Here is a 25,316-nt window from a genome sequence, read left to right as displayed (position 1 = left end):
GCTGGAGCGGATATCGAGGGGGATGCCCTCCACAGCAGGGCCGCGGCTGGAAGATCCAAGGAACACCCAGAGGAAAAGAGTGCGGCCTTTGACTGTAGGTCGTCAGTGTGGTGCTATATGGATGGAGGGCGGGGGAGAGGGGAGCCCAAACGCTCAAGATGGCCAGAAGCGCCGGCGGTCATGGTGTAACGCCTGCCAGAAAATCGGCTATGCCGTCCTGCATCATGCAGGCAAAAAGGAGATTCAGGATCGGAATGGGCTGGATGCCGTGGTGCTCGTCGGGCCCAGGCATCCTGGGGCGCTTGAAGAGGGCTGCATCGAGGTCATAGTCAAGGAAGCCGAGCCCGGGGATTTCGTCACCTTCCAGATCATGACCGTCACCGACGTGTGGCGGCGGCTGATCAGGTCGCACAAGCACGACCGATAGACGGCCAGACCACACCAACCAATAATTTAAAAAGCCATGTTATTGGATACAGGAGAATAGCCATGAACGAATACGAGTACGAGCCTAAGACGGAACAAGAGCGCCGGCAGATGGAGGAGATGAACGCCAAGGCCGAACGCGGGGAGCGCCTGGACGTCATACCAGGCTCCGTACGACGCAAGGATCCGAACCGCGGAGTGGATGAGGACGAGTTCTTCCGCGACCTCCAGGAGGAATTCGACCAGATGCGCCTGCGCCGGGCCGAGGCCACCCGGTGAGGGCGGAGAGGGACAGGCGTGCAGGAAAGGGAAAGGAGCGCAAAATGGCCAAGCAAGTCACATCCGAGAACCAGGAGGACATCGATGCGATGATCCGCGCAGCCGACCGGGGGGAGCTGATCCACCACCCGGAGGCCGCCATCCGGCGGGACCCCGGCGCCCCGCTGCTGACCGACGAGCAGGCCGCATCGCTCATGGCCCAGAGCATGGCCAAGCTGGACAAACTGGAGGAGCGGCGGGCCGAGGCACGGACCGCTCGACACGCCTGAAGGGTCAGGGTGCCCAAGGACCTGGACAACAAGGCCAGCCGACTGACCAAGAAGGAGGGCATCCCCAAGTCGGCCATCATCTGCAAGGCCGTCGCCCGGGACGTCCAGGCCACGGACAAGCAGCCGACAACCGCCTGACGGCCACCGCACCAGGACGCAAGGGCGCTTTCGGAACCCATGAATCACGGGTCCGGGGGCGCCCTTCGTTCATGCGGTCATGCGGTCGGCTGCGCGTAGGCGATCCCGCAGGGCATGCCCAGGACGGCCAGCCGGTCCTGGGCCATCCTCCTGGTGGACAGATTCTCCACCTCCATGCATGCGGTACAAGCCTGCCGGAGCCGGCAGGAAAGAACAGAGCCGGACGTACGCGCCGGAAGAACCGCCGCAGTCAGAAACGAGCATTTCACCGTTATCCCAGAAAGGGTCCGAAACCAGCCCACCACATCCATAAAACACCAGCAATCACAGCCCACCAAACGTAACCACCCAAGCATCAGACCCACCAGCAATCACGAAACCACCATCACCAACACATCCCAAGTGCACCAACCAGCGCAGACAGCAATCACGTCCAGATAAGCCACAATCAGACCAAATTCAAGAGATGGACCTTGAATGTAATTTGAGGGACTTTGAATTCAGCAAACCCTCTTAGCCCCACGCACATTAAATCTAATCAGAAATCCCCTATATACCTATATACCTATATACCTATATACCTATATACCTATACTAGAAAACTTGAATTTTTGATTTTGATTTTGACGGTGGATGACTTTGCTTCGCGGTCATTGGGGAGACGCTCATTGAGAAGCTGCGCGAACAGATTAAGAGCGTGGCCGGAGAACTGCAATCGCTGCTGGACGAAACGAGGAGACATGGACAAGAACCCGAACCAGAGCAACGAGGAGGACCTGAGTGCACGACTGTGCGAGACGAGGCAGGCGCTCGAGGAACTCAGGAACTACCAGGGCGCGCAGATACAGCTCGTCACCAGCCACCAGGTGAACCGCAAGGAGCAGTTGGAGGCGATAACCTCCACGACGGAACAGGCCAACCAGATGCTGTTGATCAGCTTGCAGCGATTAGAGGACTCAGGCGACAGGCAGAACGAAGCCTCAAGGAAGGTCATCCCCTCTGACTACAAGGCGTTCGAGGAAAGCGTGGAGCAAACGGCCAGCAGGAACGAAACACAGCTCAGGAAGATGTACGACTAGCAGCGGGACGTGGACGAGCAGCTCTTAAGCCTGCAGAGCAGGCAGAACAGCAGGCTCGACTCGCGCGCCCACGACGTCACACGACACCTCGACGAGGCCCCGGCCTCACTCGATAGACAGGCCAGCGAGCAGATCAGGCGAATGGGCAACCGGCTCGACTGACATCAAATCCGCAACTGGCTGACCGCCACCATCCCCACCAGTGTCATCACCAGCGACATTCTCTACATGATTCCGCACTACATCCACTAAAACATCCCATGCTCATGGTGTGAGTGTAACCAAGCAAACTGGTCTTGGATCTGTTGTTCGAACTCCGGCAAGGGTATTGTTCCAGGAGTAGCCAGCGTCATCGTACCGGTTCGGATTCCACATCGGTATCACTGGCATAAGAACGGTCTCTATATGTGAGAGGCCGGAATGAATCAGCTGTATTTATGGGGTAGGATAGCATGTGATGGAAGGTTTTTCGCCATCATATTTGCCTTCAAAGGAGAAGACTTGAGGAAGTTTGGGTGAGGTATTTGCGAATTCACTGGATTGAACGGTTGACGATTTGGGCTTCCTTGATTCTCACCATAGTGGTGACATTCGAGATGCTTATCACTATCGACCAGGAGCTTCCGGCAGGTACCGGTACCTCTTTCACCGTCGAGAGGGTTGATACCGCGACCAAGGCGGATGCTGTGCGTGCGATTGCTCAAGCATCAAGAAATTTAGGGATTAATGTCTTCAAAATCCAACCTTCATTTCGTGATTCAATGAAGTCTCGTGTTCTCGTGGCCTTTGTGGGCGACCAAAAGTCTTTTCAACGAAATGGAGGGTACGATTATCCTTCCTTTTCAACGCGTGACCAGTCAACGAAAGTAGTTTCTTTTGAAGAGATTACCACCCAGGACTTGCGCGGAAGCTATGCGACCAATGCGGATAGGTCGCATATGGAACAGCTCGCCAAGGCTTTGTCACGTTCCCGGATAGTGGTTGACGAATCACAAAGCCTCTGGTCACGAGGCTTCTGGATAGCTGCGATGATATACGCGTTAGGGAAGGGTGGCCTTTGGGCGGGAGTCGTTATCATCGCCATCACATTGGTGGTTTCCACCGCGTATTCCCTGTCCAGGAACAGGAAGATACATGCGATCAAGGCGATGCACGGTTATACCAGCGGAAGGATACTCGTCGGCGAGCTGGTATCACTGCTCGCCACACTCGCCGTGGGATTGGTGACAATTACCTTAGTGGGATTACCTTTCCTCTGGTTTATCAATAACTTCCACCAGATTTGGCGACTCCTTCGAGCGCTGTTTGTCGCCGTGGCTGTATTGACAGCATATCTTGTCTTCCTGGCGTTGGTTTTGGGTGGTGCCAGTACATTCCGCGATCGAATACCCGCCGTTCTCAACGGAGAGGGCAACGAACTCCGTGATGGCATCATCGCGGGTTTTGCCCAGTTCATGGTGGTGGCTGTTCTCTTTGGCACCATCAGCGGTTCTCTGAATAGAATCAGCGCGGTACAGAGCACCAGCCGGTCCTTGGCACAGTGGTCTCGCATCTCGGATCAATATGTCCTGAGGTTTTCAACCAAAATCAACATCACACAGGAGGATATGCTCCGGGCAGCGCCTCCCCTGATGAAAGTGATCGAGGATCTTGACAGTAGAGGGAAGGCGATGTTGGTCGGGTATAACGGTGACTCCGTTCGTCCCGCTGATGGGAACAATGATCCTTACGAACCGGACGGATCCGATTCGATGATAGTGAGCCCGAACTATCTTGACAAACAACCCATTGCCGGACTTGATGGGAAACCGGTTAGAGTGTCTGAAAGAGATATCGGGGCTTTCACACTCCTGGTGCCTTCATCATATAAAGGGGACCCCGGAGCCTTGTTGAAGAAATACGCCGAATATTTCAAGACACAGTGCCAACTGGGTGTTACCCGGAAACAGAAACCATATTCCTGCAACCCTCACGGCGTCCTGGTCCGCACACGTTCGGGCCAAGACATATCTCTCTTCTCGGGGACCCAGTTCATGCCTGCGGAAGATCAGCAGAGGCTGTCTTTGAAAGATCCAGTGGTAGCCGTCACATCCCCATCGTCAGGGTTGATCAGCCCCATGGTATACCTGTCATACACATCAAGCGATAGTGTATTGTTCTCTGATCCGGAACTCTTGCAAAGCAAGCTGGACCATTATGGAATCTCTGGAAACTTCCAGGGTATTGACAACGCCAAAGACTCGGTGGCGTATACGTTGTCATTATCCAGGAACGAGCAACGCGGGGACATTATAGCCATATCGTTCGGTCTGGCCGCTGCCATGATGGCCATCCTTGTGTGCTCGGCCGCGTATTGCGCAAGACGACGCAGGCTCTCCTTCGTCCAATTCATCCATGGATACGGGTTTTTCAGAAGACATGGAGGCTTCCTTATCATGCAGAACACCGGGGTGCTGCTGACCCTCATAGCAGTCGGCATGATCGGCTCGATGAACAAGGTTGCGGATCTGGTGGCTGGAACATTGCTCTTCGCCGGATCCAGCCTCATCATGGCCATTACCGTATCGGCATACGAATCAAGGTTCCGTGCCGACGACATCAAACGCCCGTGAATCCGCGGTGCGGAGGGAGATGCATATGACAGACGCAGGCATGCAGCCGACATTGAAAGTCGAAGGACTTACCAAGAGATTTGCAGAACACACCTTATGGTCGAGACTGTCCTTCGACGCTGGACCTGGTTCCATAATCGCAGTGAGCGGGCCGTCCGGTGCAGGCAAGACGACCCTGCTCAACTGCGTCGGCTTGTTGGAGGACTTCGATGAAGGATCGGTCACTTACAACGAAGGGACATTCCGTTCCGGTTACTTACACAAGAGCAGGAAGGGACAGCGAGTGTGTCTTCGCGAAAACATAGGATTTCTATTCCAGAACTATGGTCTTGTCGAACAGTGGAACGTATCGCGTAACCTGCAGATTCCCCTCAAAATGAAGAAGCGCGAGCATCGCAAGGAACGGGACGAACGAATCGACAGCGTACTTGACATCGTCGGGATGAATGGCTCACAGAAGAAAAAGATTTACACCCTATCGGGCGGGGAACAACAAAGAATCGCCCTCGCAAGGCTCCTGCTCAAACAGCCGAGTGTCATTCTTGCAGACGAGCCGACATCTGCGCTGGATCAAGACAACGCTAACGTCGTAATACGTATACTGTGCGAACTTGCCCAACAAGGTGCCGCCGTCATCATCTCAACGCACAATGAAGAAATAAAGCAAATCTGTTCGTCGATTATCGAAATAGGCTGATATACCCACGTCCTCCAACCGCAGACCGTGACGACCCTGGGGAAGGGCATCACCCACATCTGGCCGTACAGGAAGAAGGCCAGGTTGCTCATGGTGTGGATAAGCACCCAAGTCGTGCGCCAGAAGAAGCACAAGACCAGCCGCGTCATCATGCTTCCCTTCACGCTGCGGCAGCTGATGGAAGGACCTGGGCATCCAACGCAAGCCCCGTAAAACCGATTACGAAAACTTCAAACGCCAGATCAGTGCCCTGTCCTACTCCGACATCTACGCATGGCTGTCGAGCGCATATACGCTCTCAACCATTCACGCGCCTACCAGACCCCGCTCATCACCTGAAAATCGCTCCAGAACCAGATGGGCTCGAACTAAGCCGAAACACGAAACTTCGTCACTAGATTCAAACAGTCGCTGAAACATGTAGCCGCTCTCTGGAACGCGGCCCTGGCCGACGCCGGCGCAAAGGGCAGGCTTCATTACAGCATCGAGAAAGGCGGAGTCCGCCTGCGACGAGACGAAAGACAGCGCAAGGATCGCCATAGTTGGGCCATACAAGAATCTGTCGGGCCCATCAGCCAAGTTCAGCATTGGCGACAGCCAGTCTGACTGTTCTATCGGCCATCATCCTTATCGCGGAACCTGGAAAGATGGATACCGGGCCCCGGGCCGATTGGGAAACCATGCTCAGTAGTTCTGATGGACCTGGAAGCCGTGGCTGCGCAAGGTGTCCAGAATCTGGGTGATGTGATCGGGGCCGTTGGTCTCCACAGTTACCTCCAAGAGCACGCCGTTGTCATAGTGGCCAGAGGATTTGAACTGATCGTGGTTGAGCTCGATCACATTGGCACGCAGATCGGCCAGGACCGTGGCCACCTTGACCAGCTGACCAGGAACGTCGGGCAACTCCACCCCGAACTGCATGATGCGCCCGCGGGAGATCATCCCCCGCTGGATGACCGCACCCATGGTGACCGTATCGATATTGCCACCCGAGATGATGGGGACGATCACATGCGGACCCGGGGCCGATCGGAAGACATCGGATTGTAGATCCAGCTGACCCAGTGCTGCCAGGGAGACGGCGCCAGCCGCCTCGACCACCAGTTTGTGCTTCTCGAGCATGAATAAGATCATTTCGGAGATGTCGCTTTCAGTCACCTGAACCAGATCATCCATATAGCGGCTGAGCAGAGCATAGTTCAGATCGCCGGGACGTCTGACGGCTACGCCCTCGGCAGCCGTACGCATCTGATCTGCTGCGACCACATGACCAGCTGTCAGAGATTCACGCCAGGCCGGAGATCCGACCGGGGTGGCTCCGATGACTCTGACCTCAGGCTTGAAGGTCTTTACGGCGAGCGCCACGCCGGCGCCCAGCCCGCCCCCTCCCAGGGGAACCACGATATCGGTGACATCGGGCACATCCTGAAGAATTTCCATGGCGATGGTCCCCTGACCACAGACGACCTCGTAGTCGTCAAAAGGCGGGACGAAGGTCATGCCGCGATCACGTGCCAGACCCAAGGCGTAATCAGAGCTTTCATCGAAGACCTCGCCTTGCAGGACAACCTCGGCACCATAGGCCCGGGTGGCATCGACCTTGAGCGGCGGCGTTATTCGGGGCATGACAATCGTGGCCTTCGCACCTCTGCTACGTGCGGCAAAAGCCACCCCCTGGGCATGATTGCCAGCTGAAGCGGTGACGATGCCGCGGTCCAGCTCGTCCTGATTCAGCGAGGCCACCTTGTTGTAAGCTCCGCGAATCTTGAAGGATCCGGTCAGCTGCAGATTCTCCGGCTTGAGCAGAACGCGATGGCCTATCCGAGCACCCAGGTCATCGGATTCCTCGATAAGGGTATGGCGGGCAACACCTTCCAAACGTTGGGCGGCGTTGCGCAGATCGGCGGCATGATCGGCCTCAAGAGAGGCAGTGATTGTTGAAGTATCCATGCTCCAAGTATGGTCGTCCGGGCACGACCAATGGGGTCAGCCGTCAACATGGTGGACACCCAAACATGCCAGAAAACCAAAACATGTGAGCAATCGGACGTTTGGGCACCCAAGGACCAGACAAGTATGAGAGAGGATTGAAACAACCAGACCGATAACCAGGTGAGTCACCAGCAGCAGACGGATTGGCGTGCCAACAGACAGATTGGTTCGCCAATGCGATCAAGCTGGACAAACAAGTCGGCATGATGAGCAAAAGTCCGTCTGCGGCCAATAGTTACCCACACCCCTCACCAGTCGCCACCGACAGACAGGACAGGCGACAGAAGGCAACGGTCGCAACAGACCGACCATGGTCATTGCAGGCTGCCGCCGGTGGTTGGTGATCGCCACCAGCCACTCGTAAACTTGCCGGCATTCACTAGCTGCCACCGGTAGCGGTTAGCGGTGACCTGCCTTACTTGTCGTCAGTGAGCCGGGCATGTGCCTCGTCGACCACGGTATGGTCGTCGCGGAAGCCGTGGGAGGCCACGGGCTCATTAGAGTCATGGGTAACGCCGGCACCCAGATCGGCCAGCAGCAGAGTGACCGCGGTCGGATCGTTGACCCGCAGCCGTGCCTTGGTCTGGCCGGGCCCGACCTTGATTGTCCAGCCCTTATCGGGCATGACGGCGAACATGGTCTCGTCGGTGTCATCGTCGCCCAAGGCCATCATGAAGTCGTAGTCACCGCTGTTGACGAAGGGCAGGATGGCCTGGCCCTTGCTGGTGGCCACGGGGGTGACCTCGACGACCTTGGAATTCTCCATGATCATCAGCCCTAGGCCGACCACTACGCCGCGCAGACGACGGAGCAGATCCTGACGCTCCTGGTCGGCCACCTGGGCATCGCTCATCCGGTAGTGCCAGGCCACCGCATCGGACTTGCTCTCCACGAAGGAGTTGGGGACCCTGGTGGCCGACTCATCCATGATGGGCCGGATCACCTTCTGCCAGGTATCGGAGTCGGGCAGGCCCTTCGCCCGCTGCCACTCGCCCGAGTTGCTGCCAGGCAGGTTGCGGTTCCAAGCGCCGTGCTCGGCGATCAGCCCCACTGGCAGGTCGCCGAACCAGTCCTGCATGATCTGATGGCTGCGGCCGGAGACCAGCAGGAAATCCACATCAGGATTGCTTCCCACCTGGGTCAGCAGACGGCGGAGGGCCTGGGTGGGCTTGGCCCGCTCAGGACGGCGAACCAGCGGGGTCAGCGTTCCGTCATAATCACACAGGATCAAACGACGATGGGCGCCGTCCCACTGACGAACGATGGCGTTGTGGTGATCCATACGCAGCCTCCTATCGGTCATGCCCGGAGCAGACACCTGCCGCAGTGAGTCGAGGAAGGAGGTGCACCAGTTGGCTGCAGTGCGCACCTTGAGTCGGGCCTGCATGCGGATGTTGCGCCGCTTGGACTCCTCGGGGGTGATCTCCAGGGCGTTGTGCAGGGCCTCGCAGACCATGTCGATGTCATAGGGATTGACGATGAAAGCATCGGTCAGCTCGTCGGCGGCCCCGCACATGTCCGACAGGACCAGGGTGCCGTCGCGCCCGTCATGGCAGGCCAGGTACTCCTTGGCCACCAGATTCATCCCATCGCGCAGGGGGGTGACCAAAGCTACGTCGCCAGCCGTGTAGATGCCGCAGACCGGCTTGATGGACAGGGAGCGGGTGATGTAGTGGATGGGGGTCCAGGCCAGCAGGGAGTAGCGACCGTTGATCTCGCCCACCAGCTGATCCACCTGGGCCTTGAGCCGCTGATAGGACTCGACAACCTCCCGCGACGGGGTGGCCAGCAGGTAGTAGGTGACATGACCCACCCACTCAGGGTACTTGTCCAGCATGCGGCCGAAGGCCTGTAGACGCTCGGGCAAACCCTTGGTGTAGTCCAGACGGTCCACCGAAACGATAACCTTGTTGGACCGGCTACCCACCGAGGAGGCCGCCTGCTTGGCCAGCGTGGACTCGGGAATGTCCTCCTTCATGTAGTGGCTCCACCAGTTGGCGTCCGATGCGGCGGCTTCGTTGGCTGCTACCCCTTCAGCCGTCACCGAGGTGCGGTAGCGATGGCGGGGGGACTTGCCACAGACCTCGTCGATACCCCGACGCATGGCCCGGGCCAGACTGGAGTGGGCGGTACGCCGGTAGAGGTTGTAGTCGATCCCGATGGGGAAGGCATCGATGGCTGCGCGGTGGCCGTCAGGCATCTCGACCACACCGTCCCGGTTGACCGGCAGTTCTGGCAGCAGCCTGTGCAGCGAGGCCAGGAAGCTGGCGGAGAAGTCCACCGTATGGAAGCCGATCAGGTTGGCACCCAGGACACCCTCCAGGATCTCGCGGCTCCATGGCAGGGAGCGGAAGATCTCGGCACTGGGGAAGGGCACGTGCAGGAACCAGCCGATGGAGGCGTCAGGGTAGCGTTCGCGCAGCATCTTGGGCAGGAGCATCAGATGGTAGTCCTGGACCCAGATAGTGTCGCCCTTGCGGATGAGCGGCTCCACCACCTGCGCGAAACGCATGTTGACCTTGCGGTACATCTCCCAGTCCTCCTGGCGGAAGACGGCCTCATGCGAGAAGTCATGGAAGAGCGGCCAGAGTGTGTTGTTGGAGAACCCGGCATAGTATCCGTTCAGCTCCTCCTTGCTCAGGAAGATAGGAATGCACCGGCTCTCCCGGTAGGCCTGACGGATACGGTCCAGCTCCTTTTCCGAGTACTTCTGAGGATCGATGCCGCTCCAGCCGATCCAGAGGCTGTCCTTATGGGAACGATGGTAGGGACCGATGGCCGTGGCCAGTCCACCCACGTTCTGGCGCAAGGTGTAGGAGCCGTCCTCCCGTGCTTGCAATGACATGGGCAAACGGTTGGAGACGATGATCAGACGAGACATGCAACCCGCTTTCTTTTCCCGTCCGCGCCGGAATCATCGGGATTGACCACAGCGCGAACCCATCGCCCCGGGACCCGCGGACCCGACCGGTCCGCACAGGCCCATCGGGGCATCGCTGACTTCCACTCTAGCCTGGAAAGCGTGCCGACGGCGGGGTTTTCCTCAGAGTCGGTAGACGAAGCCCTCCCAGGGGGAGAGGCGGCCGGTCAGCAGGGAGCTGGCGGTTTGCTCCGGTCTGTAGGTTGATATGAGGATCCGATCGGGGTCCACCGCTCCGAGAGCCATGGAGGTGAATCCGGTTTGGTCCAGGCCCAGAAGTGCGGCGGTTTCAGGCGGTAGTGAGGCCGTGCGGCTGCTCAGGTTGACCACAACCAGCAGGCGCTGGCAGGGCAGGGCATCCAGCACGCTGGCAGCCTCGGGTCCCGACTTGGGCTCGGGCGCCTGGTCCAGGGAACGGGTGAATGAGTAAATCTGGTCCGCATCCGGATCCAGAAGGGCGAAGTCGCCGGCCGCCACGACCGGATTGGTATGACGCAGGCGGATCAGCTCCCGGTAGAAGGCCAGGACCGAGTCCGGGTCACGCAGCTCGGTCTTGGCGTTGACCTTATCCCTATTGGGATTGACGGCCAGCCAGGGCTCCTTGGGAGCGTATGGAGCCGTGAAGCCGGCGAACTTGGTGGAGTCCCACTGCATGGGGGTGCGGGCGTTGTCGCGGCTCATATAGGCCAGGGCGGCCATCATGGACTCCGGATCCTGCTCATGCACCTGGTCGACCCGCTGATGGTAGAGGTTGATGGATTCCAGATCCTGGTACTGGTCAAGGCTGGTGAAGCCGGCATTGGTCATGCCCAGCTCCTCGCCCTGATAGATGTAGGGGGTTCCCCGGTGCATGTGCAGGAGAAGCCCCAGGGCCTTGGCCGAACGCGAGCGCAGCTCCTCGCTCGAGGTGTCGCCCCAACGGGAAACGATTCTGGGCTGATCGTGGTTGTCGAAGTAGAGGCTGGCCCATCCAGCCTTGGCCACAGCCTGCTGTTGCTCGTCCATGACCGCCTTGAGCCGGGAGACCTGGAAGGGGCGGATGTCCCACTTGCTGTCCCCGGTGTCAACCTCGGTCTGGGTGAAGAGAAAGAGCATGTCCAGCTCATGGTTGGCGGGATCGGTGATCTGCCCGCTGCGGGCAGGAGCCAGGCTGGGAGCCTCCCCCACGGTCAGATAGCCCTGCCGACCCTGGAAGACCTGGCTGCGCATCTGCCTGAGGAACTCATCCAGCCTGGGGCCGTCCACGCAGAAGGGCACCGAGGACGAGTACCCCTCAGGCCCAACGGGACCGTCAGCGATGGCCGATCCATCCTCGCCGGGAAGGCGGCCCTCGGAGTCGACAGTCTTGGAAATCATGACGATCACATCCATACGGAACCCGTCGATGCCCCGGTCCATCCACCAGTTCATCATGTCGAAGACGGCCTGCCGGACCTGGGGGTTCTCCCAGTTGAGGTCAGGCTGCTTCTTGGAGAACAGATGCAGGTAGTATTCGCCGCGCTGTGGATCGTACTGCCAGGCGGAGCCTCCGAAGTAGGACCCCCATTGGTTGGGCTCTGCGCCAGGAGTCCCCGGTTCATGGCCGGCCTTGGCAGGGCGCCACCAGTACCAGTCGGCGTGCGGATCATCCTTGTTGCGGGAGGCCTGGAACCAGGCATGCTCGTCTGAGGTGTGATTGACCACCAGGTCCATGACCACCTTGATCCCCCGCTTGTGGGCCTGGTCCAGAAGTTCGTCCATATCGTCCATGGTGCCGAAGATGGGATCGATGTTCTGGTAATCGGCGATGTCATAGCCGTTGTCGTCCTGGGGGGACTTGTAGACCGGGCTCAGCCAGATCACGTCCACGCCCAGATCTGCCAGGTAGTCCAGCCGCTGCGTGATGCCCGGCAGGTCGCCAAAGCCGTCGCCGTTGGTGTCCTGGAAGGACCGCGGATAAATTTGGTAGACCACCGCGTTGGCCCACCAGGGATTGGGGGTGGCTCCGTTGGTCCGTACCTGGTCGGGCAGCTGCATGCGTTCTTCCTGGGTCATGGTCCTCCTCACGAAGATTGGATTCCTGGGACTTCCTTGTTCTGTGACCTCTACTATAGGCTGACCAGAACTGCCTGTCCTGGCAGGGCTACTTGACAGCTCCTCTCATGACGCCGCTGATGACCCACTTCTGTGCGAACAAGTAAACGATCAGGATGGGCGCCAGGGCCATCAGGTAGCTGGAGAATGCCATCGGGTAGTTGGTGGCGAACTGGGAGCTGAAGACATATTGCGCCAGTGGGATGGTCTGGCTGGTCTGATCCGTCAGGACAATCAGCGGCATGAGGAAATCGTTCCAGGCCCAGAGGGCCGTGGTGATGGCGATGGTCGCATTGATCGGCCCCATCAGGGGGAAGATGATGGTCCAGAATATCCTCCAGGTGCCTGCGCCATCCAGGCGGGCGGCCTCCTCAAGAGCGGTGGGGATGGATCGGATGAACCCCGTGGCGATGAAGAGGTTGGTGCCCAGGCCCAACACCACGTAAAGCAGGATCAGACCGGGTACGTTGTCCAAGTGCCAGCTGCCGAACTGCTTGGCGATGGGAAGCATGACCACGGGGAAGGGGACGAACATGGCCGCGATGAAGAAGTAGTAGAGGAAACGGAAGAAGCGCTTGTCCATATTCCTGGCCACGGCATAGGCCACAAAGGTGTTGGTCAGCAGGGTGAGTGCCACTGCGCAGACCGTGACGATGGCCGAATTCAGCGCAGCCTTGGGATAGTTGACCTTGTTCCAGGCATCGGCGAAATTGTGCCACTGCCAGGAAGAGGGCAGGCTGAAGGTTCCGGCCTCCGCAGGAGTCTTCAGAGCCGTGACCACGGTGAAATAGAGCGGCACAAGAATCGTCAGGGAGAGGACGGCCACAGTGGCCGTCAGCCACCAGTTGACCCTTTTGAGGCGCGATCCCGTAAATCCCCAATGCCGCCTTCCACTTATTCCTGTTGATTGTTCAGATGTCTGCGGTTGCATAAGCGCTGTCTGTGCCATCTCAGATCTTCTCCCCTCTTCTGGAAATGCCCAGCTGGATAAACGCGATCACAGCCAGGACGATGAAGAACATGACCGCATTGGCCGTCTGATAGGCGTACTCGCCTCCGGTAAGGCCGCCCTTGTATATGAGATAGGTGACTGTTTCTGTCTTGGAGTCAGGTCCTCCTGCGGTCAAGGCCACCACCTGATCGAAGGTGTTGAAGGCATTCTTCAGAGTCAGCACCAGATTGATGGTGAAGAATGGGCCAATCAAGGGGAAGGTGATCCTCCAGAATTTCTGCCACTCGTTGGCGCCATCGATGGATGCGGCCTCATAGACCTCAGAATCGATGGTCTGCAGACCAGCCAGATAGATCAAGGTTGAATAGGCTACTGCCTGCCAGACCGAGAGGAAGACGATAGGGATCCATGCATAGTGCTCGCTGGTCAGCAGGGACTGGGAGAGCCAGCTGATGCCCAAGGCCTTCCCCAGAGCCGGCAGGGGCGTCATGAAGATGTACTTGAAGACATAGCCGATAACCAGAACCGAGAGCGTATAGGGGATGAAATAGATGACCCGAAACCCGTTCTTGAAGGCGATCCTTCCATTCAGCGCCACCGAGATGAACAGGGCGATGAAGTTGACCAACAGGGTGATCAGAATGGCGATCAGCAGAGTGAACAGGTAAGCGTGGCCCACACGGCCGTCACGGAAGAGGGCTCCGTAATTCTTGAAGCCGATCCATGAGAAGCGCCCGTATCCCTGGGAATTCGTGAAGGAGTAGGCCACACCCTGGAGGAAAGGCACATAGAGGAAGAGCGTGAAGATAAGTGCCGCAGGGACCGCCATCCAGTAGAAGGCGCGGTCCACCTTGCGATTGGAGAACTTTGAAGGCCGTTTTCCGGCCTTGGCTGTTGCGTCAGCGGTACGGATGCCGACGACCTTGGATTGTGCCATGTCTGAATCCTGACCTTTCATCATTGGAAGTTCCTTGCCTGGACCTTGTCCCATTCGTTCTGCATGGAACCGATGAAGCCATCCACGTCCCCCCTGGTGACCATGGTCTGCAGGTATCCGCCGATATTGATGGACGAGGGGATGTAATGGTCGCAGAAATCGGCCAGGCGGTTCTGCTGGAAGAATGGAAGAACCCCGTTCAAGGCCGGATCGCCTGCCTCCACCTTTCTGGTCGGCGTGAAGGCAGTCTGGGCCTTTGCATACGTGCGCAGCTGCTGGGGCTGCATCAGATAACGGATCAACCGCATGGCCTCCTTGGGATGCCTGGTGGTGGCACCCATGGTCAGCATGACATCGTCGCCAGCCGTCAGTATCTGCCGGGAGGGGGAATCATCGGCCGGCATCTGGGCGAATCCGAGGTCCACATCCGGATCAATCATCCTGATTTGCGGTATGGCGTATGTTCCCAGAGGAAGGATCGCCACCTTGCCCTTGGCCATGTTTTGAGTGCCCTGCTGATAGGTGACGCCCTTGTCGCCAGTGGAATGGCTGAAGAGCTCGACCTCGCGCTGAGCAGGTTGTGTCCACAGGGTCTTGAAATCGGTTTTACCAGCCAGAAGATCCCTGTATCTGCTCTCGGGGACCAGGGTTCCCGCCAGTGAAGCCAAGGGAGCCTGAGCGGTCCACGAATCGGAAAGGGTGCCCTGCACAGGTTCGATGCCCTGGTCCTTGAACTTGTCCATGACGGCTGTGAACTCCGACCAGGTACGCGGTGGATTGTCAGGATCTACCCCTGCCTTTCGCCAAAGTGTCTTGTTGTATATGTATCCGCTGGCGTTGCCGGCAAAGGGCAGGCCATACAGGCGTTTGGCCGAAGGATCCTTGGTCTGGACCAGGTTCCTGGCTATCGACACCATGCCCGGATTGAGCTCCTTGACCAGGGGATCGTCAGTGAAATCATGGAAGACCCCGGATGCCGCGAACATGCCGAAGCTGATATCGCCGTTGAATGTGATGACATCGGGCACCCGGTTTTTGACCAGACGGGTACGCAAATCCGTCTGGGCATCGGCCGAATTGTTGATGTTCACCCTGATGCCAGGATTCTCCTTCTCGAATTGTGCCACCATGGCCTTGAACTGGTCGGCGGCCTCGAATTTGAACTGGAAGAAGTCCAGAGTGACCAGGCCTGAATCTGCGGAACCGCAGCCAGCCATTGCCACGACGGTCAACAGAGCCAGGAGTGAGGCGACTCCATTGCGGACCCAGGCCGATATTCGACCAAGCCGGGATCCTTCCCTACTGCCGATATCATTCATATTTGGCTCCTTTACCATCCATACGGGCAACAATGACCTAGATGATTCTTCGGACCAGCATAGGGGACCGGGATATTTCATTCCCAGCTCTGGCGAGTTCCTTTCGTTAAGAAAGTAATTAAGATAGGCTGTTCAGTATAAGGGGCTTGTCCGCAATCAGGTCGGACCAGTTTTCCGTGAGGAGGCACCGTGGCCGACAGAGACAACCAGAGATCAAACCAACACGAGGATGCCGACTGTTTAGGGGAAGCACGGCCGTTCCCGGCCTGGTTCACGGCCTCCAGGTACACCCACCGCATCGCCGTTGAGATCCTCCAGCACGGCCCGATCTCCAGAGTGGCCCTGGCGCGACGATTCAACCTGACCCAGGGCGCTGTATCACGCATCACCAACGATCTGACCCATCTAGGGGTCATCAGGGAAGCAGGCACACTGCTGCGGGCAGGCAAGGGCCCAGGAAGGCAGGGTGACCGCAAGCATGGCCCCATTAGCGTAGGCAGACCGCAGCAGGCCCTGGTCATCCGTCGGGAAGCCAAGACCTTCATCGGCATCAATCTTCACGGCGGCACCGCGTTGGCCACGGCGACGGACCTGGCCTGTCGACCGGTCGGCCGGTCTCACAGTCATCACATACGTCAACGCAGCCCAAGCCAGGTCGTGAGGATGCTGTCAAACCTTGCTCAGGAGTGCATGCGTGAGATCAACCAAACCGGATTACCCAGCCCCTCTGGCCTTGCCATCTCCCTGGGCGGTCGGGCGGAGGGAGACAGGATCGTCACCTACGCCCCATTCCTGCATTGGAGCGAACCCGTCGATCTTGCCACCGAGATGGAAAACACATGTGACCTGCCTTGCCTGATCTTCAATGATCTCGATGCCCTGGCCCTGTACGAAGGATGGTTTGGCGAGGGCATCGGACTGGACCGCTTCGCTCTGATCACCATGGGATCCGGCATTGGCTATGCCTTAAGCGAGCACGGCATGCCCGTCTCCTCGCCGGATGAAGGGTTTGGGCTGATCGGCCATCAGCTGGTGGATCCGGATGGGCCGGTCTGCTATCTGGGCCATCGTGGCTGCGCCCAGTGCCTGACTACAGGCTCCCTGGCTGAGCAGTACTCGCATGCCATCGGACAGGCCGCCAGCCTTGAGAAGTTGGTCAAAGACCTGGAGGAGGACATGCCGCAGGCGGAGACCCTGCTCAATCTGACCGGTTATCGGCTAGGGGTTCTGATCGCCCTGGTGGCCAACGTGGCCCTGCCTGACAAGGTTCTGGTGGGTGGGGAGACTTCCTATTTGATGAAGAGGTGCATCGAATCCGTACGCAAGGGCACTGCCTCATTCCGCCACAGCCAGATGGTCGAGGTCCCTATGAAGATCATCGACAGCGACTGGCTCCGCTGGGCACAAGCGCCGGCGGCCAGAGCAATCGCACGGTACCTGCAGGGTCCCGAAGAGGCCGATAAGCCCGAATGACTCGGGAAACGACTGGGCAGATTCAGATACGGCTCGCTTCAAAAATCACTGCCTCCGCCGGATGAATGACCGGTGGCCGAACTCCCTGAGCTTCCAAGACCGCACCCGGGAGAACCGTGCCTTTGGGACACCACCAGGCCAGAGGGCTTTGTCCACTGCCGATCCGATCCAGGTCACTGCAGATGTCCAAGGGCCTGATCCGGTAATCAGACTTGGAATCCAGGCCGGGAAGCGCTAAAGGCTGCGGAGGGTAATTGACCGAAGAGGTCAACTGGGTGAAGCGGTAGAGCGCCTGCGAGCCGTCAGCAGAGACTACGCCGTCCAAGCGGACTGCCGGGTCCGGCGTATCGCCATGTACTACATGACCGGTGTGCAGCATATGCCGCCACTGCTTATACAGATCGATCCAGCGTCCCAGCTCGTCCAGCTGATCCTGGGGCACGGCAAGCAGGTTCCATTCCACGCCCATATGGCCGAAGAAAGCCATGGCCGCACGCAGACCGAGCGAGGTGGCACGGCCGGTGGAATGGGCGGGGGAATCACCCACATGCTCCCCCAACATCTCCGGCGGCACCAGCAGAGATGTGTACCGCTGGATGTCGGCCCGCTCGACTGGGTCAACGCAGTCCGAGACCCAGACCCTGTCGGCAAATTCCAGTATGCCCAAATCGATCCGTGCGCCCCCTGAAGCGCAGGACTCGATCTCCAAACCGGGATGCCTGGTTTTCAGGTCGCGCATGATTCCATAGACCGCCTCAGTCTGCGCATGCACGGCAGGACGTCCCGACCGGGGAGAGCGGGCCTCAGTCACATAGCGATTATGATCCCATTTGATGTAATCGATGCCCATAAGCGCAATGAGCGAGTCCATTGCCTCGAACACGTGGGCATAGGCATCGGGGTTGGTCAGATCCATGACCTGCTGGTTGCGGCCTTCGACAGGCAACCGGGATGGCCCCGAGGACAGGACCCAGTCAGGATGATCGCGAAAGACATTCGAGTCCGGACTGAGCATTTCGGGTTCGAACCAGAGGCCGAATTCCATTCCCAGCTGATGCACCCTGGCGGCTAGCGATTCCAGGCTCTTAGGCCCTTCGGGCCATACCTGCCGATCGATGGACCAGTCCCCCAGCCCGAACTCATCCGAACGCCTGCCCTGGAACCACCCATCATCAACGACAAAACGCTCCACACCCATACGGGCTGCCTGCTCGGCCAGGGCAGCCAGCTTGTCATAGGACTGGTCGAAGTAGACCGCCTCCCAGGTGTTCAGGGTGACAGGCCTGGGACGTGAGGCCAACCCAGGATGGAGGGACCTCAGGAAAGCATGATACCTGTGGGCCGCCTGGTCCAGCCCTTTGCCCCGGGAACCATAGAGCCAGGGCGTTGAATATGCTTGCTGGTCGGAATAACCATCAGCAGGAGGAAGCGTGATCTCCCCGGCCATCAGAATCTCGCCCCCGCCCAGCAATGCGGGAGCTGAAGGAATCCGCTCGGCGCTGAGCAGACCATTGCCGCTCCAGCCCAAGTGGACCGCATATACCTCATCATGTTCGAATCCGAACCCGGGTCGGCCCGCGCACATGACCAGGGAGGAGTCAAAATCCGGTCGTCCCACCAGGCTTGGACGCTCCAGACGGCCTATGGTCAAGGGCTGGCGTTGCGGGCTGCGCTCGCGCAGGTGGTGACCGGTGGTGGTCAGGATCTCGCTTGCCTCAGCCGGCAAGGGAAAAGCCAGCTCCAAGCCATTGACATCCAGATCTCTGGCCGTATCCAGGTTGAGCAGGTCCGCACGCTGCCTGACGAGACCGGACGGCAACACCTGGCAACGCCAGGTCAGTCCCACACCCTGGCCCCGGTCGCAGGCGCGAACCGTCAAAGTCGGTGCAGTCAAGTCATCAGACAGGACCGGGCCTGTACCCAGATCTACTGATTCCACCTGGAAGCGGCAAAAGATCTCGACTCCGCCGCGGCAGATGCACAGTCGGCGCTGTCCGGTCCAAGCCTCGGACTGGGTCGGAAGAATGCTCGGCCAGGCCGTCAGGTCCAGCCCTCCCGAGACCCGCTGCGGGGCCAGAGCGTCGTAGGTTCCCAGAAGGGCCTGCGGATCGGCCACTGGATCGCCCCAGTGAACGATCCGCGGCAGACCCTTCCCCGGGAAGAGGACGGCAAGGGCCAGCCCGGACTGCTCCATGTAAACCAACCTGAGGGGAACCCCCAGATTCGATTTGCTCTGATAAGACCCCGTCCTTGGGCCGCCGCGATGATCCTCCATGACACCTCCGCCATAAGCCCGGCGATGTCGGTCGCCGACACTGATAAATCAGGCTCCATGCTAGGGACCTGCGGCTAACTTGTCTGGAAGGGCGTGTTTTTCTTACTTGGGAAAGTAATTCACGGAAATCTACTCAGCAGCCGTTCGCATCACCCCTGGTCGGACTGCTCCTCATGATGGACGCGGAAGGCCAGCTCGGCCAGATGGACGCCGTGGGTCAGGAACTCCTGGGTCCGGCAGACATAGTCATGCTCGCGACCCAGGCGTGCCAGGTAGCCGTTGATGTAGTCCACCTCGGTCGGCCGGCCCTTGGACATGTCCTGGTACATGGAGGGGTAGTGGAGGGGATTGCCCACGCGGCTGACATAGTCCACCTCGTCCAGGGTCTCCTGCCGGGTCTGGATCAGCTGCTTGCCGGCCCGCTCGCAGGCGTCGTAGGCCTCGTCGATCAGCTGGCGGGACATGTCCTTGGCACCCGGGTAGGAGATGAATTGGCCCATGGTGATCTGGTACATAGTGCAGATGGTGTTGACCACCGAATTGAAAATGATCTTGGCCAGGCAGGTGCCCTCGAAGTTCTCGGTCAGGATGGGGTTGAGGTTGGCGGCCTTGAAGTCCTCGGCCATCCGGCGCTCCAGGTCGGTGGTCTGCTCGGTCATGGCGCACAGGTGCATGGAGCCTGCCCCGGACTTGCCGATGAAGTCCACGTCGCCCGGCCCATTGAGGACCGTGCCGATCATGGCCGTGCCGCCGTAGATGCGCTCCTTGGGGAAGTACTTGAGCAGCTTGTCGAAGTGACCCCAGCCGTTCATGGCAGAGAAGACCACCTGATGGTCGCGGAAGAGCGGTGCGCAACGCTCCAGGACCCCCTCCAGCTGCATTTGCTTGAGCATGACGATCCAGACGTCGGGGTCGCCCTTGTAGTCCTCGGGGGTGTAAATGTTGACGGGCACCAAATGCCGATTCTCATGATCGCGGGAAACATAGACGCCTCCCTGGTCATGAACCTTGTCAATATTGGGCATCCAGGTATCCACGAAATCCACCTGCAGGCCGGCCTGCTCCTGCAGCAGCACACCCAGACGATAGCCCATGGCTCCGGCACCGATGACCGTATATCGCATCGAAATACACCCTCTTTGTTCTCTTGAATGGACAACGCACCTCCAGGGACCGGCCCGGGGGATACCAAGCAGTATGCCGAGGCGGCAGAAGGGAACCAGGGCAACGGTCGCATGGTGGACATAAGGGTTGGAATATGCGTGGATTTCTGCACCTTGGAGGACATGACCGTACATGCGGACATCCTGCCATCCCAACGAAAACGTCGACCTAGGCTGGAACCCATGCAGAAAGAACAGCGAGGAGCCGGAGGGATGGACCGGCGGACCCTGGCCATCCTGGTTTTGGTGGGCGTGATCAGCGGATTCCTGTCGGGGATGTTCGGCATTGGCGGCGGATCGATTATTGTGCCAGCCCTGGTATGGACCGGACTGCAGCAGCGTCAGGCCTCGGCCACCTCGCTGGCCTCAATGATCCCCATGTCGCTGGCCGGAGTGGCCTCCTATGCCCTGGGCGGGCATGTGGATTGGCTGGCCGCCCTACTGCTGGCCGTCGGCACGGTCATTGGGGCGCAGATCGGCACTTGGCTGCTGGACCGGCTTCCAGAGGTAATACTCAGGTGGCTCTACGTGGGCTTCCTGATGGCAGTCATTGCCCAGCAGCTGCTGTCCACACCCTCCAGGGAGAGCAGCATCCAGCTGAGCCCGGTAGTGGCCATGATCATTCTGCTGGTCGGCATCCTGATCGGAACCCTGTCAGGGCTGCTGGGCGTAGGCGGCGGAGCCATCGCGGTGCCGGCCTTGGCCCTGCTAGGGGCTAGCGACCTGATCGCCAGGGGAACCTCCCTGCTGGCCATCCTGCCCAGTTCCTTGTCAGGGACGTTCACCAACCTGCGACACCACCTGGTCCATGCCGGTCAGGGGCTGCTTCTGGGAATCGTGGCTGCTCTGACCACACCGGTGGGCACCTGGGCGGCCTCGGGGGTCAGCGCGCGAATGGGTGCCAATTTGTTCGCCGCCTACCTCTGCCTGATTGTTTTGCGCTGCATCTGGGCGGCTCTCCAGGTTACCCCGGCCTTCCAGCGGTACAGAGCCAATCACAACCACCGCTGAAAAAAGGGACTCAGTCCTGGCGGTGTTGGGCGAAGAAGTCGGCAAGAATTCCGGCGCATGCCTGTTCGCATACACCGCCCAGCACCTCGACCTTTGATCCGGTGTGCGGGTCACGGGGCAGATCCCAGACCGACCCGCAGGCTCCCATCTTCGGATCCCAGGCGCCGAAGACCACCCTGCTGAAGTGACAGGCCATCAGGGCTCCTGCACACATGGGGCAGGGCTCCAGGGTAACGACCATGGTGCACCCTGCCAGATCCCAGCCCATGTCGGATTTCTCGATGGCCTCCATCTCGGCGTGGGCAAGGGGACGGCCCAGTGCCTGACGCTGGTTGAAGCCCCGGCCGATGATCCGGTCCGTGGCATCCAAGACCAAGGCACCCACGGGTACGTCCCCACGGTCTCCGGCTATGCCGGCCAGTCGCAGGGCTTCTTCCATGGGCGCCTTCCACCGTTCTCGCACGGATTCAGTCTGACAGTCCAGCCCGACAGGTCAGTTCAGTTGATCATGCCTGCGATGCGGCGGCGCACATGGTGCAGATGGCCCTTGGGCCGCCCGGACGTGCCTATGCCCCGTTTGGCCAGGAAGGCACGAACCATCTTGTCGCCCTCGCTGAAGATCAGGACCGTCAGCCCAATGCCCAGGCAGATGAGCCACTGGCTTGCGCTCAAGGGGGCCATGCCCAGAACGCCCGCAACCGGAGCCAGATACATGGCCCCCGCATGGATGCCTAGGGCCACGAACGAAGCCACCAGGAGGAAGGTGTTGTCCAAGGGGTTGAGCTGGAAGATCAGCCTGTTCTCGGACCGGGCCGACATGGCGACGAAGAAGTTGAAGAGGACCAGCAGGGTCAGGGCGATGGTCCGGGCGTGGGCCAGATCCATTCCCGCGTTGATGTTCAAGCGGAAGAGGACCAGGATGCAGGTGGCCATCCAGAGCCCGCAGACGGCAAGTCGCTCCCAGAGCACCCGCGAGAGCAGACCCTCTCCAGACGAACGCGGGGGCGACTCCAGCTCATCCCCATTGCCAGGCTCGAATCCCAGGGCGATGTCCTGGACACCGTTGGTCACGAAGTTGATCCAGAGCATCTGCAGGGGCAGGAAGAGCAGGGGCTCCTCAGAGATTACATTGACCCCCACGGCGATCATGGCGGCTGCAGCCGTGGACAGGAGGAAGTAGGCGGACCCGCGGATGGCCTTGAAGATGACCCTTCCCTGGCGCACGGCCTGGGTGATGGTGACGAAGTTGTCGTCGGTCAGGACCACGTCGCTGGCCTCACGGGCCACGTCTGTGCCGGAACGGCCCATGGCGATGCCCACCGAGGCGGCCTTCAGTGCCGGGGCGTCATTGACGCCGTCGCCGGTCACAGCCACCACGTGGCCCTCATCCTGCAGAGCCTCCACAATGCGCAGCTTGTCCTGGGGGGAGACGCGCGCGGCAATGGAGGTCTCACGCAGACGGGCCCGGAGGACCTCGTCGCTCATCTCCAGCATTTCACTGCCGGTCAGCGCCTGATCGGTGTGCTCCAGACCCAGGCGCCGGCCTATGGCGGCTGCGGTCACCGGGTGGTCGCCGGTGATCATGACCACGCGGATGCCAGCACCGGCACATTCGGCAATGGCCTCACGCACGCCGGGTCGAGGCGGGTCGAGCATGCCCTCCAGTCCCAGGAAGGTCAGGTCGTCAGGTCGACGGCGGGAAGCGGGATCCTGGCCAGAGGAAAGGACCCTGCTGGCCACGCCTATGACACGCAACCCCTGGGAGCCCATGGCTTCGTAGGACTTGTGGACAGCCTGGGTATCCAGGGGGACGACTTGGCCATCCGGGTCCAGCATGGTTCGACTCATGGCCATGACCGCGTCAGGGGCGCCCTTGACATATTGGGTCAAGGTGCCGTCTGGACTGCGGCGGATGGTCATGGAGTGGAGCAGCTCCGGCTCGTAGGGGGTCTCCATGACGATAGGAGCGTCCAAGTCTTCGGTAGTCACGGCCCCGGTCTGGTCGGCCAGGCGGGCCATGGCCATATCGACCGCGTCGCCGCTGTATTCGATGCCGCCTTGTTCATTCGGTTGCCGGTGGGCCTCATTGGTCAGAGCCCCGGCCCGAACGAGGGCGGCCAGACCGCGCATACGGTCGTCGCCGGATACAGCAGCTGCGCCCAGGTCCAGGCCCTCGACGGGGACCGGCTGACCGCCGCCCAGGGTGAACTGTTCCACGGTCATGCGGTTCTGGGTCAGCGTACCGGTCTTGTCCGAGCCTATGACGGTGATGGAACCCAGGGTTTCAACGGCCGGCAGAGAGCGGACGATGGCATGGTATTCGGCCATCCTTGAGACTCCCAAGGCCATGGCCACGGTCAGCACGATGGGCAGGGCCTCGGGCATGGAGGCGACCACCAAGGAGACTGCAGACAGGAAGGCCCCCGTAGCGTCGCCATTGAGGATGGCTCCGCCGATGAAGACGAAGATGGCCACCAAGATGACGGCGATGGCGATGCCCACCTCGGTGCGGTGGATGATCCGCTGCAGGGGCGTGCGGCCCTTGGCCACATGGACCAGATCGTTGATTTCGCCCAACTCGGTATCGGAACCAGTGGCCACCACCAGCCCTCGTCCACGGCCGCTGGTGACCATGGTGCCCGAGAAGGCCATGCAGCGCCTGTCGCCCAGGGCTGCATCGCGGTCCACGGGGTCCGTATTCTTCTTGGCATCCTCGCTCTCGCCCGTCAGCATGGCCTCGTCGATGCGCAGGTGGAGGGCCTCGATCAACCGCAGGTCGGCGGGGATGCGGTCGCCGCTCTCCAGGAGGACCAGATCGCCCGGCACCAGCTGGTCGGCGTCAATCTGCTCCATCCTGCCCTGACGCACCACTCGTGTGGTGGGGGTAGATAGGGTGGTCAGGGCCTCTACGGCCTTGTCAGCCTTGGACTCCTGCACATAGCCGATGATGGCATTGAGAAAAAGAACCAGGAAAATGGCCGCAGCGTCCACATAGTGCTGCAGAAAAATGGTGATGATGCCGCAGACCATCAGGACGGCGATCAGGGGGCCGGCAAACTGCTCCAGGAAGAGCTTCCAACGGGGTTTGGCCTGGGCCTCGGCCAGACTGTTGGGCCCGAAGAGCTCCAGTCGGCGTGCGCTCTCCTGCGTATCCAAACCCTGGTCCCCGGTGTGCAGGGTCTCCAGCACAGCCGAGGTCTCCAGGCTGTGCCAGTCGGTGTCGTCGAAACGCATGTCGGTCCCTGCTGCCGCAGCGTTCTGATTCTTGATGTTTGTAGATGTCATGGATGATGTCATCGGTCAACCTGGCCTTTCCAAACCGGATCGGTCATTTGTCCCCGCATGCGACCCTCTGCAGACGTTCATGCAATCTTCCTTTTGGACCGGGGGATGTCCAAAAGCATCGGGGAAACAATAGCGTGCGCGCAAGTCCCCGGGGTCAAGAGATGGGGCTCCATGATCAGCCGCCGCAAGCGGTGCACCTCTAGGAGGTTCGGAGCCTTCCCGGTCTTCACGAGTATACCGATTAAGTCGGCCTTTCATGCACTTACGAGGGGTCCCCGGGCCGGATTTTCACAAATGTTCGCCTATCGCGAGCGCAGTCTTTCCACCATTTTTACTTGAGGTGTCAACTTAGCGCACATTGTCCATTAATGCTGTTCCTGGATATCGCCATTCCGTATAATGGACGATGCGACGTC

The 25,316-nt window shown here is 59.7% G+C and carries 20 protein-coding genes; 9 read left to right on the top strand and 11 right to left on the bottom strand.

Annotation, left to right across the window (positions count from 1 at the left end):
• The first annotated feature begins 121 nt into the window (after nucleotides 1–121).
• From ACVWNW_RS05360 to ACVWNW_RS05330, 7 genes are all read left to right on the top strand, one after another.
• Entirely contained in the window at nucleotides 122–427 is a 306-nt protein-coding gene (locus tag ACVWNW_RS05360; RefSeq protein ID WP_454481527.1) for a hypothetical protein, read from the top strand.
• A 62-nt stretch (nucleotides 428–489) separates the two neighbouring features.
• On the top strand, nucleotides 490–705 hold the full coding sequence (locus ACVWNW_RS05355) for a hypothetical protein (protein ID WP_110424717.1): 216 nt from the start codon (nucleotides 490–492) through the stop codon (nucleotides 703–705).
• A gap of 44 nt (nucleotides 706–749) precedes the next feature.
• The gene (locus ACVWNW_RS05350; protein ID WP_454481525.1) at nucleotides 750–974 is read left to right on the top strand and encodes a hypothetical protein; all 225 of its coding nucleotides are present in this window, start codon (nucleotides 750–752) and stop codon (nucleotides 972–974) included.
• 9 nt (nucleotides 975–983) lie between these two features.
• Nucleotides 984–1,112, top strand: coding sequence for a hypothetical protein (locus tag ACVWNW_RS05345; RefSeq protein ID WP_454481523.1), 129 nt, complete (start codon nucleotides 984–986; stop codon nucleotides 1,110–1,112).
• Nucleotides 1,113–1,852: 740 nt separating this feature from the next.
• Complete coding sequence (locus ACVWNW_RS05340) at nucleotides 1,853–2,191, top strand: hypothetical protein (RefSeq protein ID WP_198217519.1); 339 nt, start codon at nucleotides 1,853–1,855, stop codon at nucleotides 2,189–2,191.
• A gap of 938 nt (nucleotides 2,192–3,129) precedes the next feature.
• Entirely contained in the window at nucleotides 3,130–4,803 is a 1,674-nt protein-coding gene (locus ACVWNW_RS05335; RefSeq protein ID WP_461196336.1) for a bacteriocin-associated integral membrane family protein, read from the top strand.
• 25 nt (nucleotides 4,804–4,828) lie between these two features.
• Nucleotides 4,829–5,500: an ATP-binding cassette domain-containing protein gene (locus ACVWNW_RS05330; RefSeq protein ID WP_052733229.1), complete on the top strand. Its 672-nt coding sequence runs from the start codon at nucleotides 4,829–4,831 to the stop codon at nucleotides 5,498–5,500.
• A gap of 306 nt (nucleotides 5,501–5,806) precedes the next feature.
• On the opposite strand, the gene ACVWNW_RS05325 is transcribed toward ACVWNW_RS05330, so the two are convergent.
• From ACVWNW_RS05325 to ACVWNW_RS05295, 7 genes are all read right to left on the bottom strand, one after another.
• A complete protein-coding gene (locus tag ACVWNW_RS05325) occupies nucleotides 5,807–6,040 on the bottom strand; it encodes a hypothetical protein (RefSeq protein WP_461196335.1) in 234 nt (77 codons plus the stop codon).
• A gap of 144 nt (nucleotides 6,041–6,184) precedes the next feature.
• The gene (gene ilvA / locus ACVWNW_RS05320) at nucleotides 6,185–7,450 is read right to left on the bottom strand and encodes a threonine ammonia-lyase (protein ID WP_454481518.1); all 1,266 of its coding nucleotides are present in this window, start codon (nucleotides 7,448–7,450) and stop codon (nucleotides 6,185–6,187) included.
• Between the two features lie 457 nt (nucleotides 7,451–7,907).
• Nucleotides 7,908–10,373 carry a trehalose-phosphatase gene (gene otsB, locus ACVWNW_RS05315; protein WP_454481516.1) on the bottom strand — a complete coding sequence of 822 codons (2,466 nt, stop codon included), beginning with the start codon at nucleotides 10,371–10,373 and terminating at the stop codon, nucleotides 7,908–7,910.
• Nucleotides 10,374–10,535: 162 nt separating this feature from the next.
• Nucleotides 10,536–12,446 (bottom strand): glycoside hydrolase family 13 protein, encoded by a 1,911-nt coding sequence (locus ACVWNW_RS05310; RefSeq protein ID WP_454481514.1) that lies wholly within the window; start codon nucleotides 12,444–12,446, stop codon nucleotides 10,536–10,538.
• An 88-nt stretch (nucleotides 12,447–12,534) separates the two neighbouring features.
• A complete protein-coding gene (locus ACVWNW_RS05305; RefSeq protein ID WP_232339551.1) occupies nucleotides 12,535–13,434 on the bottom strand; it encodes a carbohydrate ABC transporter permease in 900 nt (299 codons plus the stop codon).
• A gap of 1 nt (nucleotide 13,435) precedes the next feature.
• Nucleotides 13,436–14,374 (bottom strand): carbohydrate ABC transporter permease, encoded by a 939-nt coding sequence (locus ACVWNW_RS05300; RefSeq protein ID WP_454483395.1) that lies wholly within the window; start codon nucleotides 14,372–14,374, stop codon nucleotides 13,436–13,438.
• A gap of 20 nt (nucleotides 14,375–14,394) precedes the next feature.
• The gene (locus ACVWNW_RS05295) at nucleotides 14,395–15,591 is read right to left on the bottom strand and encodes an ABC transporter substrate-binding protein (protein WP_454483393.1); all 1,197 of its coding nucleotides are present in this window, start codon (nucleotides 15,589–15,591) and stop codon (nucleotides 14,395–14,397) included.
• Between the two features lie 291 nt (nucleotides 15,592–15,882).
• On the opposite strand from ACVWNW_RS05295, the gene ACVWNW_RS05290 reads away from it, so the two are divergent.
• Nucleotides 15,883–17,166 (top strand): ROK family protein, encoded by a 1,284-nt coding sequence (locus ACVWNW_RS05290; protein ID WP_454481512.1) that lies wholly within the window; start codon nucleotides 15,883–15,885, stop codon nucleotides 17,164–17,166.
• A 22-nt stretch (nucleotides 17,167–17,188) separates the two neighbouring features.
• Here the strand turns inward: ACVWNW_RS05290 and ACVWNW_RS05285 are convergent, their stop codons facing one another.
• Nucleotides 17,189–19,441: an alpha-galactosidase gene (locus ACVWNW_RS05285; protein ID WP_198191687.1), complete on the bottom strand. Its 2,253-nt coding sequence runs from the start codon at nucleotides 19,439–19,441 to the stop codon at nucleotides 17,189–17,191.
• Between the two features lie 149 nt (nucleotides 19,442–19,590).
• Nucleotides 19,591–20,565: a ketopantoate reductase family protein gene (locus tag ACVWNW_RS05280; protein WP_046322224.1), complete on the bottom strand. Its 975-nt coding sequence runs from the start codon at nucleotides 20,563–20,565 to the stop codon at nucleotides 19,591–19,593.
• Nucleotides 20,566–20,787: 222 nt separating this feature from the next.
• On the opposite strand from ACVWNW_RS05280, the gene ACVWNW_RS05275 reads away from it, so the two are divergent.
• Nucleotides 20,788–21,615: a sulfite exporter TauE/SafE family protein gene (locus tag ACVWNW_RS05275; protein WP_454481509.1), complete on the top strand. Its 828-nt coding sequence runs from the start codon at nucleotides 20,788–20,790 to the stop codon at nucleotides 21,613–21,615.
• 10 nt (nucleotides 21,616–21,625) lie between these two features.
• Here ACVWNW_RS05275 and ACVWNW_RS05270 read toward each other — a convergent pair whose 3' ends face one another.
• A complete protein-coding gene (locus ACVWNW_RS05270) occupies nucleotides 21,626–22,054 on the bottom strand; it encodes a nucleoside deaminase (RefSeq protein ID WP_454481507.1) in 429 nt (142 codons plus the stop codon).
• A 59-nt stretch (nucleotides 22,055–22,113) separates the two neighbouring features.
• Complete coding sequence (locus ACVWNW_RS05265) at nucleotides 22,114–24,912, bottom strand: cation-translocating P-type ATPase (RefSeq protein WP_461196334.1); 2,799 nt, start codon at nucleotides 24,910–24,912, stop codon at nucleotides 22,114–22,116.
• Nucleotides 24,913–25,316 lie beyond the last annotated feature (404 nt).

This window comes from Bifidobacterium sp. JNUCC 75, from assembly GCF_054819865.1.
This window is presented reverse-complemented; position numbering and strand designations above follow the sequence as displayed.

What these genes read in the sequence shown, in the direction of transcription:
- ACVWNW_RS05360 (WP_454481527.1), top strand. Translation starts at nt 122, where the DNA reads ATGGAGGGCGGGGGAGAGGGGAGCCCAAACGCTCAAGATGGCCAGAAG.
- ACVWNW_RS05355 (WP_110424717.1), top strand. Translation starts at nt 490, where the DNA reads ATGAACGAATACGAGTACGAGCCTAAGACGGAACAAGAGCGCCGGCAG.
- ACVWNW_RS05350 (WP_454481525.1), top strand. Translation starts at nt 750, where the DNA reads ATGGCCAAGCAAGTCACATCCGAGAACCAGGAGGACATCGATGCGATG.
- ACVWNW_RS05340 (WP_198217519.1), top strand. Translation starts at nt 1,853, where the DNA reads ATGGACAAGAACCCGAACCAGAGCAACGAGGAGGACCTGAGTGCACGA.
- ACVWNW_RS05335 (WP_461196336.1), top strand. Translation starts at nt 3,130, where the DNA reads ATGGAACAGCTCGCCAAGGCTTTGTCACGTTCCCGGATAGTGGTTGAC.
- ACVWNW_RS05330 (WP_052733229.1), top strand. Translation starts at nt 4,829, where the DNA reads ATGACAGACGCAGGCATGCAGCCGACATTGAAAGTCGAAGGACTTACC.
- ACVWNW_RS05325 (WP_461196335.1), bottom strand. Translation starts at nt 6,040, where the DNA reads ATGGCGATCCTTGCGCTGTCTTTCGTCTCGTCGCAGGCGGACTCCGCC.
- ilvA (WP_454481518.1), bottom strand. Translation starts at nt 7,450, where the DNA reads ATGGATACTTCAACAATCACTGCCTCTCTTGAGGCCGATCATGCCGCC.
- otsB (WP_454481516.1), bottom strand. Translation starts at nt 10,373, where the DNA reads ATGTCTCGTCTGATCATCGTCTCCAACCGTTTGCCCATGTCATTGCAA.
- ACVWNW_RS05310 (WP_454481514.1), bottom strand. Translation starts at nt 12,446, where the DNA reads ATGACCCAGGAAGAACGCATGCAGCTGCCCGACCAGGTACGGACCAAC.
- ACVWNW_RS05305 (WP_232339551.1), bottom strand. Translation starts at nt 13,434, where the DNA reads ATGGCACAGACAGCGCTTATGCAACCGCAGACATCTGAACAATCAACA.
- ACVWNW_RS05300 (WP_454483395.1), bottom strand. Translation starts at nt 14,374, where the DNA reads ATGGCACAATCCAAGGTCGTCGGCATCCGTACCGCTGACGCAACAGCC.
- ACVWNW_RS05295 (WP_454483393.1), bottom strand. Translation starts at nt 15,591, where the DNA reads ATGGCTGGCTGCGGTTCCGCAGATTCAGGCCTGGTCACTCTGGACTTC.
- ACVWNW_RS05285 (WP_198191687.1), bottom strand. Translation starts at nt 19,441, where the DNA reads ATGGAGGATCATCGCGGCGGCCCAAGGACGGGGTCTTATCAGAGCAAA.
- ACVWNW_RS05280 (WP_046322224.1), bottom strand. Translation starts at nt 20,565, where the DNA reads ATGCGATATACGGTCATCGGTGCCGGAGCCATGGGCTATCGTCTGGGT.
- ACVWNW_RS05275 (WP_454481509.1), top strand. Translation starts at nt 20,788, where the DNA reads ATGCAGAAAGAACAGCGAGGAGCCGGAGGGATGGACCGGCGGACCCTG.
- ACVWNW_RS05270 (WP_454481507.1), bottom strand. Translation starts at nt 22,054, where the DNA reads ATGGAAGAAGCCCTGCGACTGGCCGGCATAGCCGGAGACCGTGGGGAC.
- ACVWNW_RS05265 (WP_461196334.1), bottom strand. Translation starts at nt 24,912, where the DNA reads ATGACATCATCCATGACATCTACAAACATCAAGAATCAGAACGCTGCG.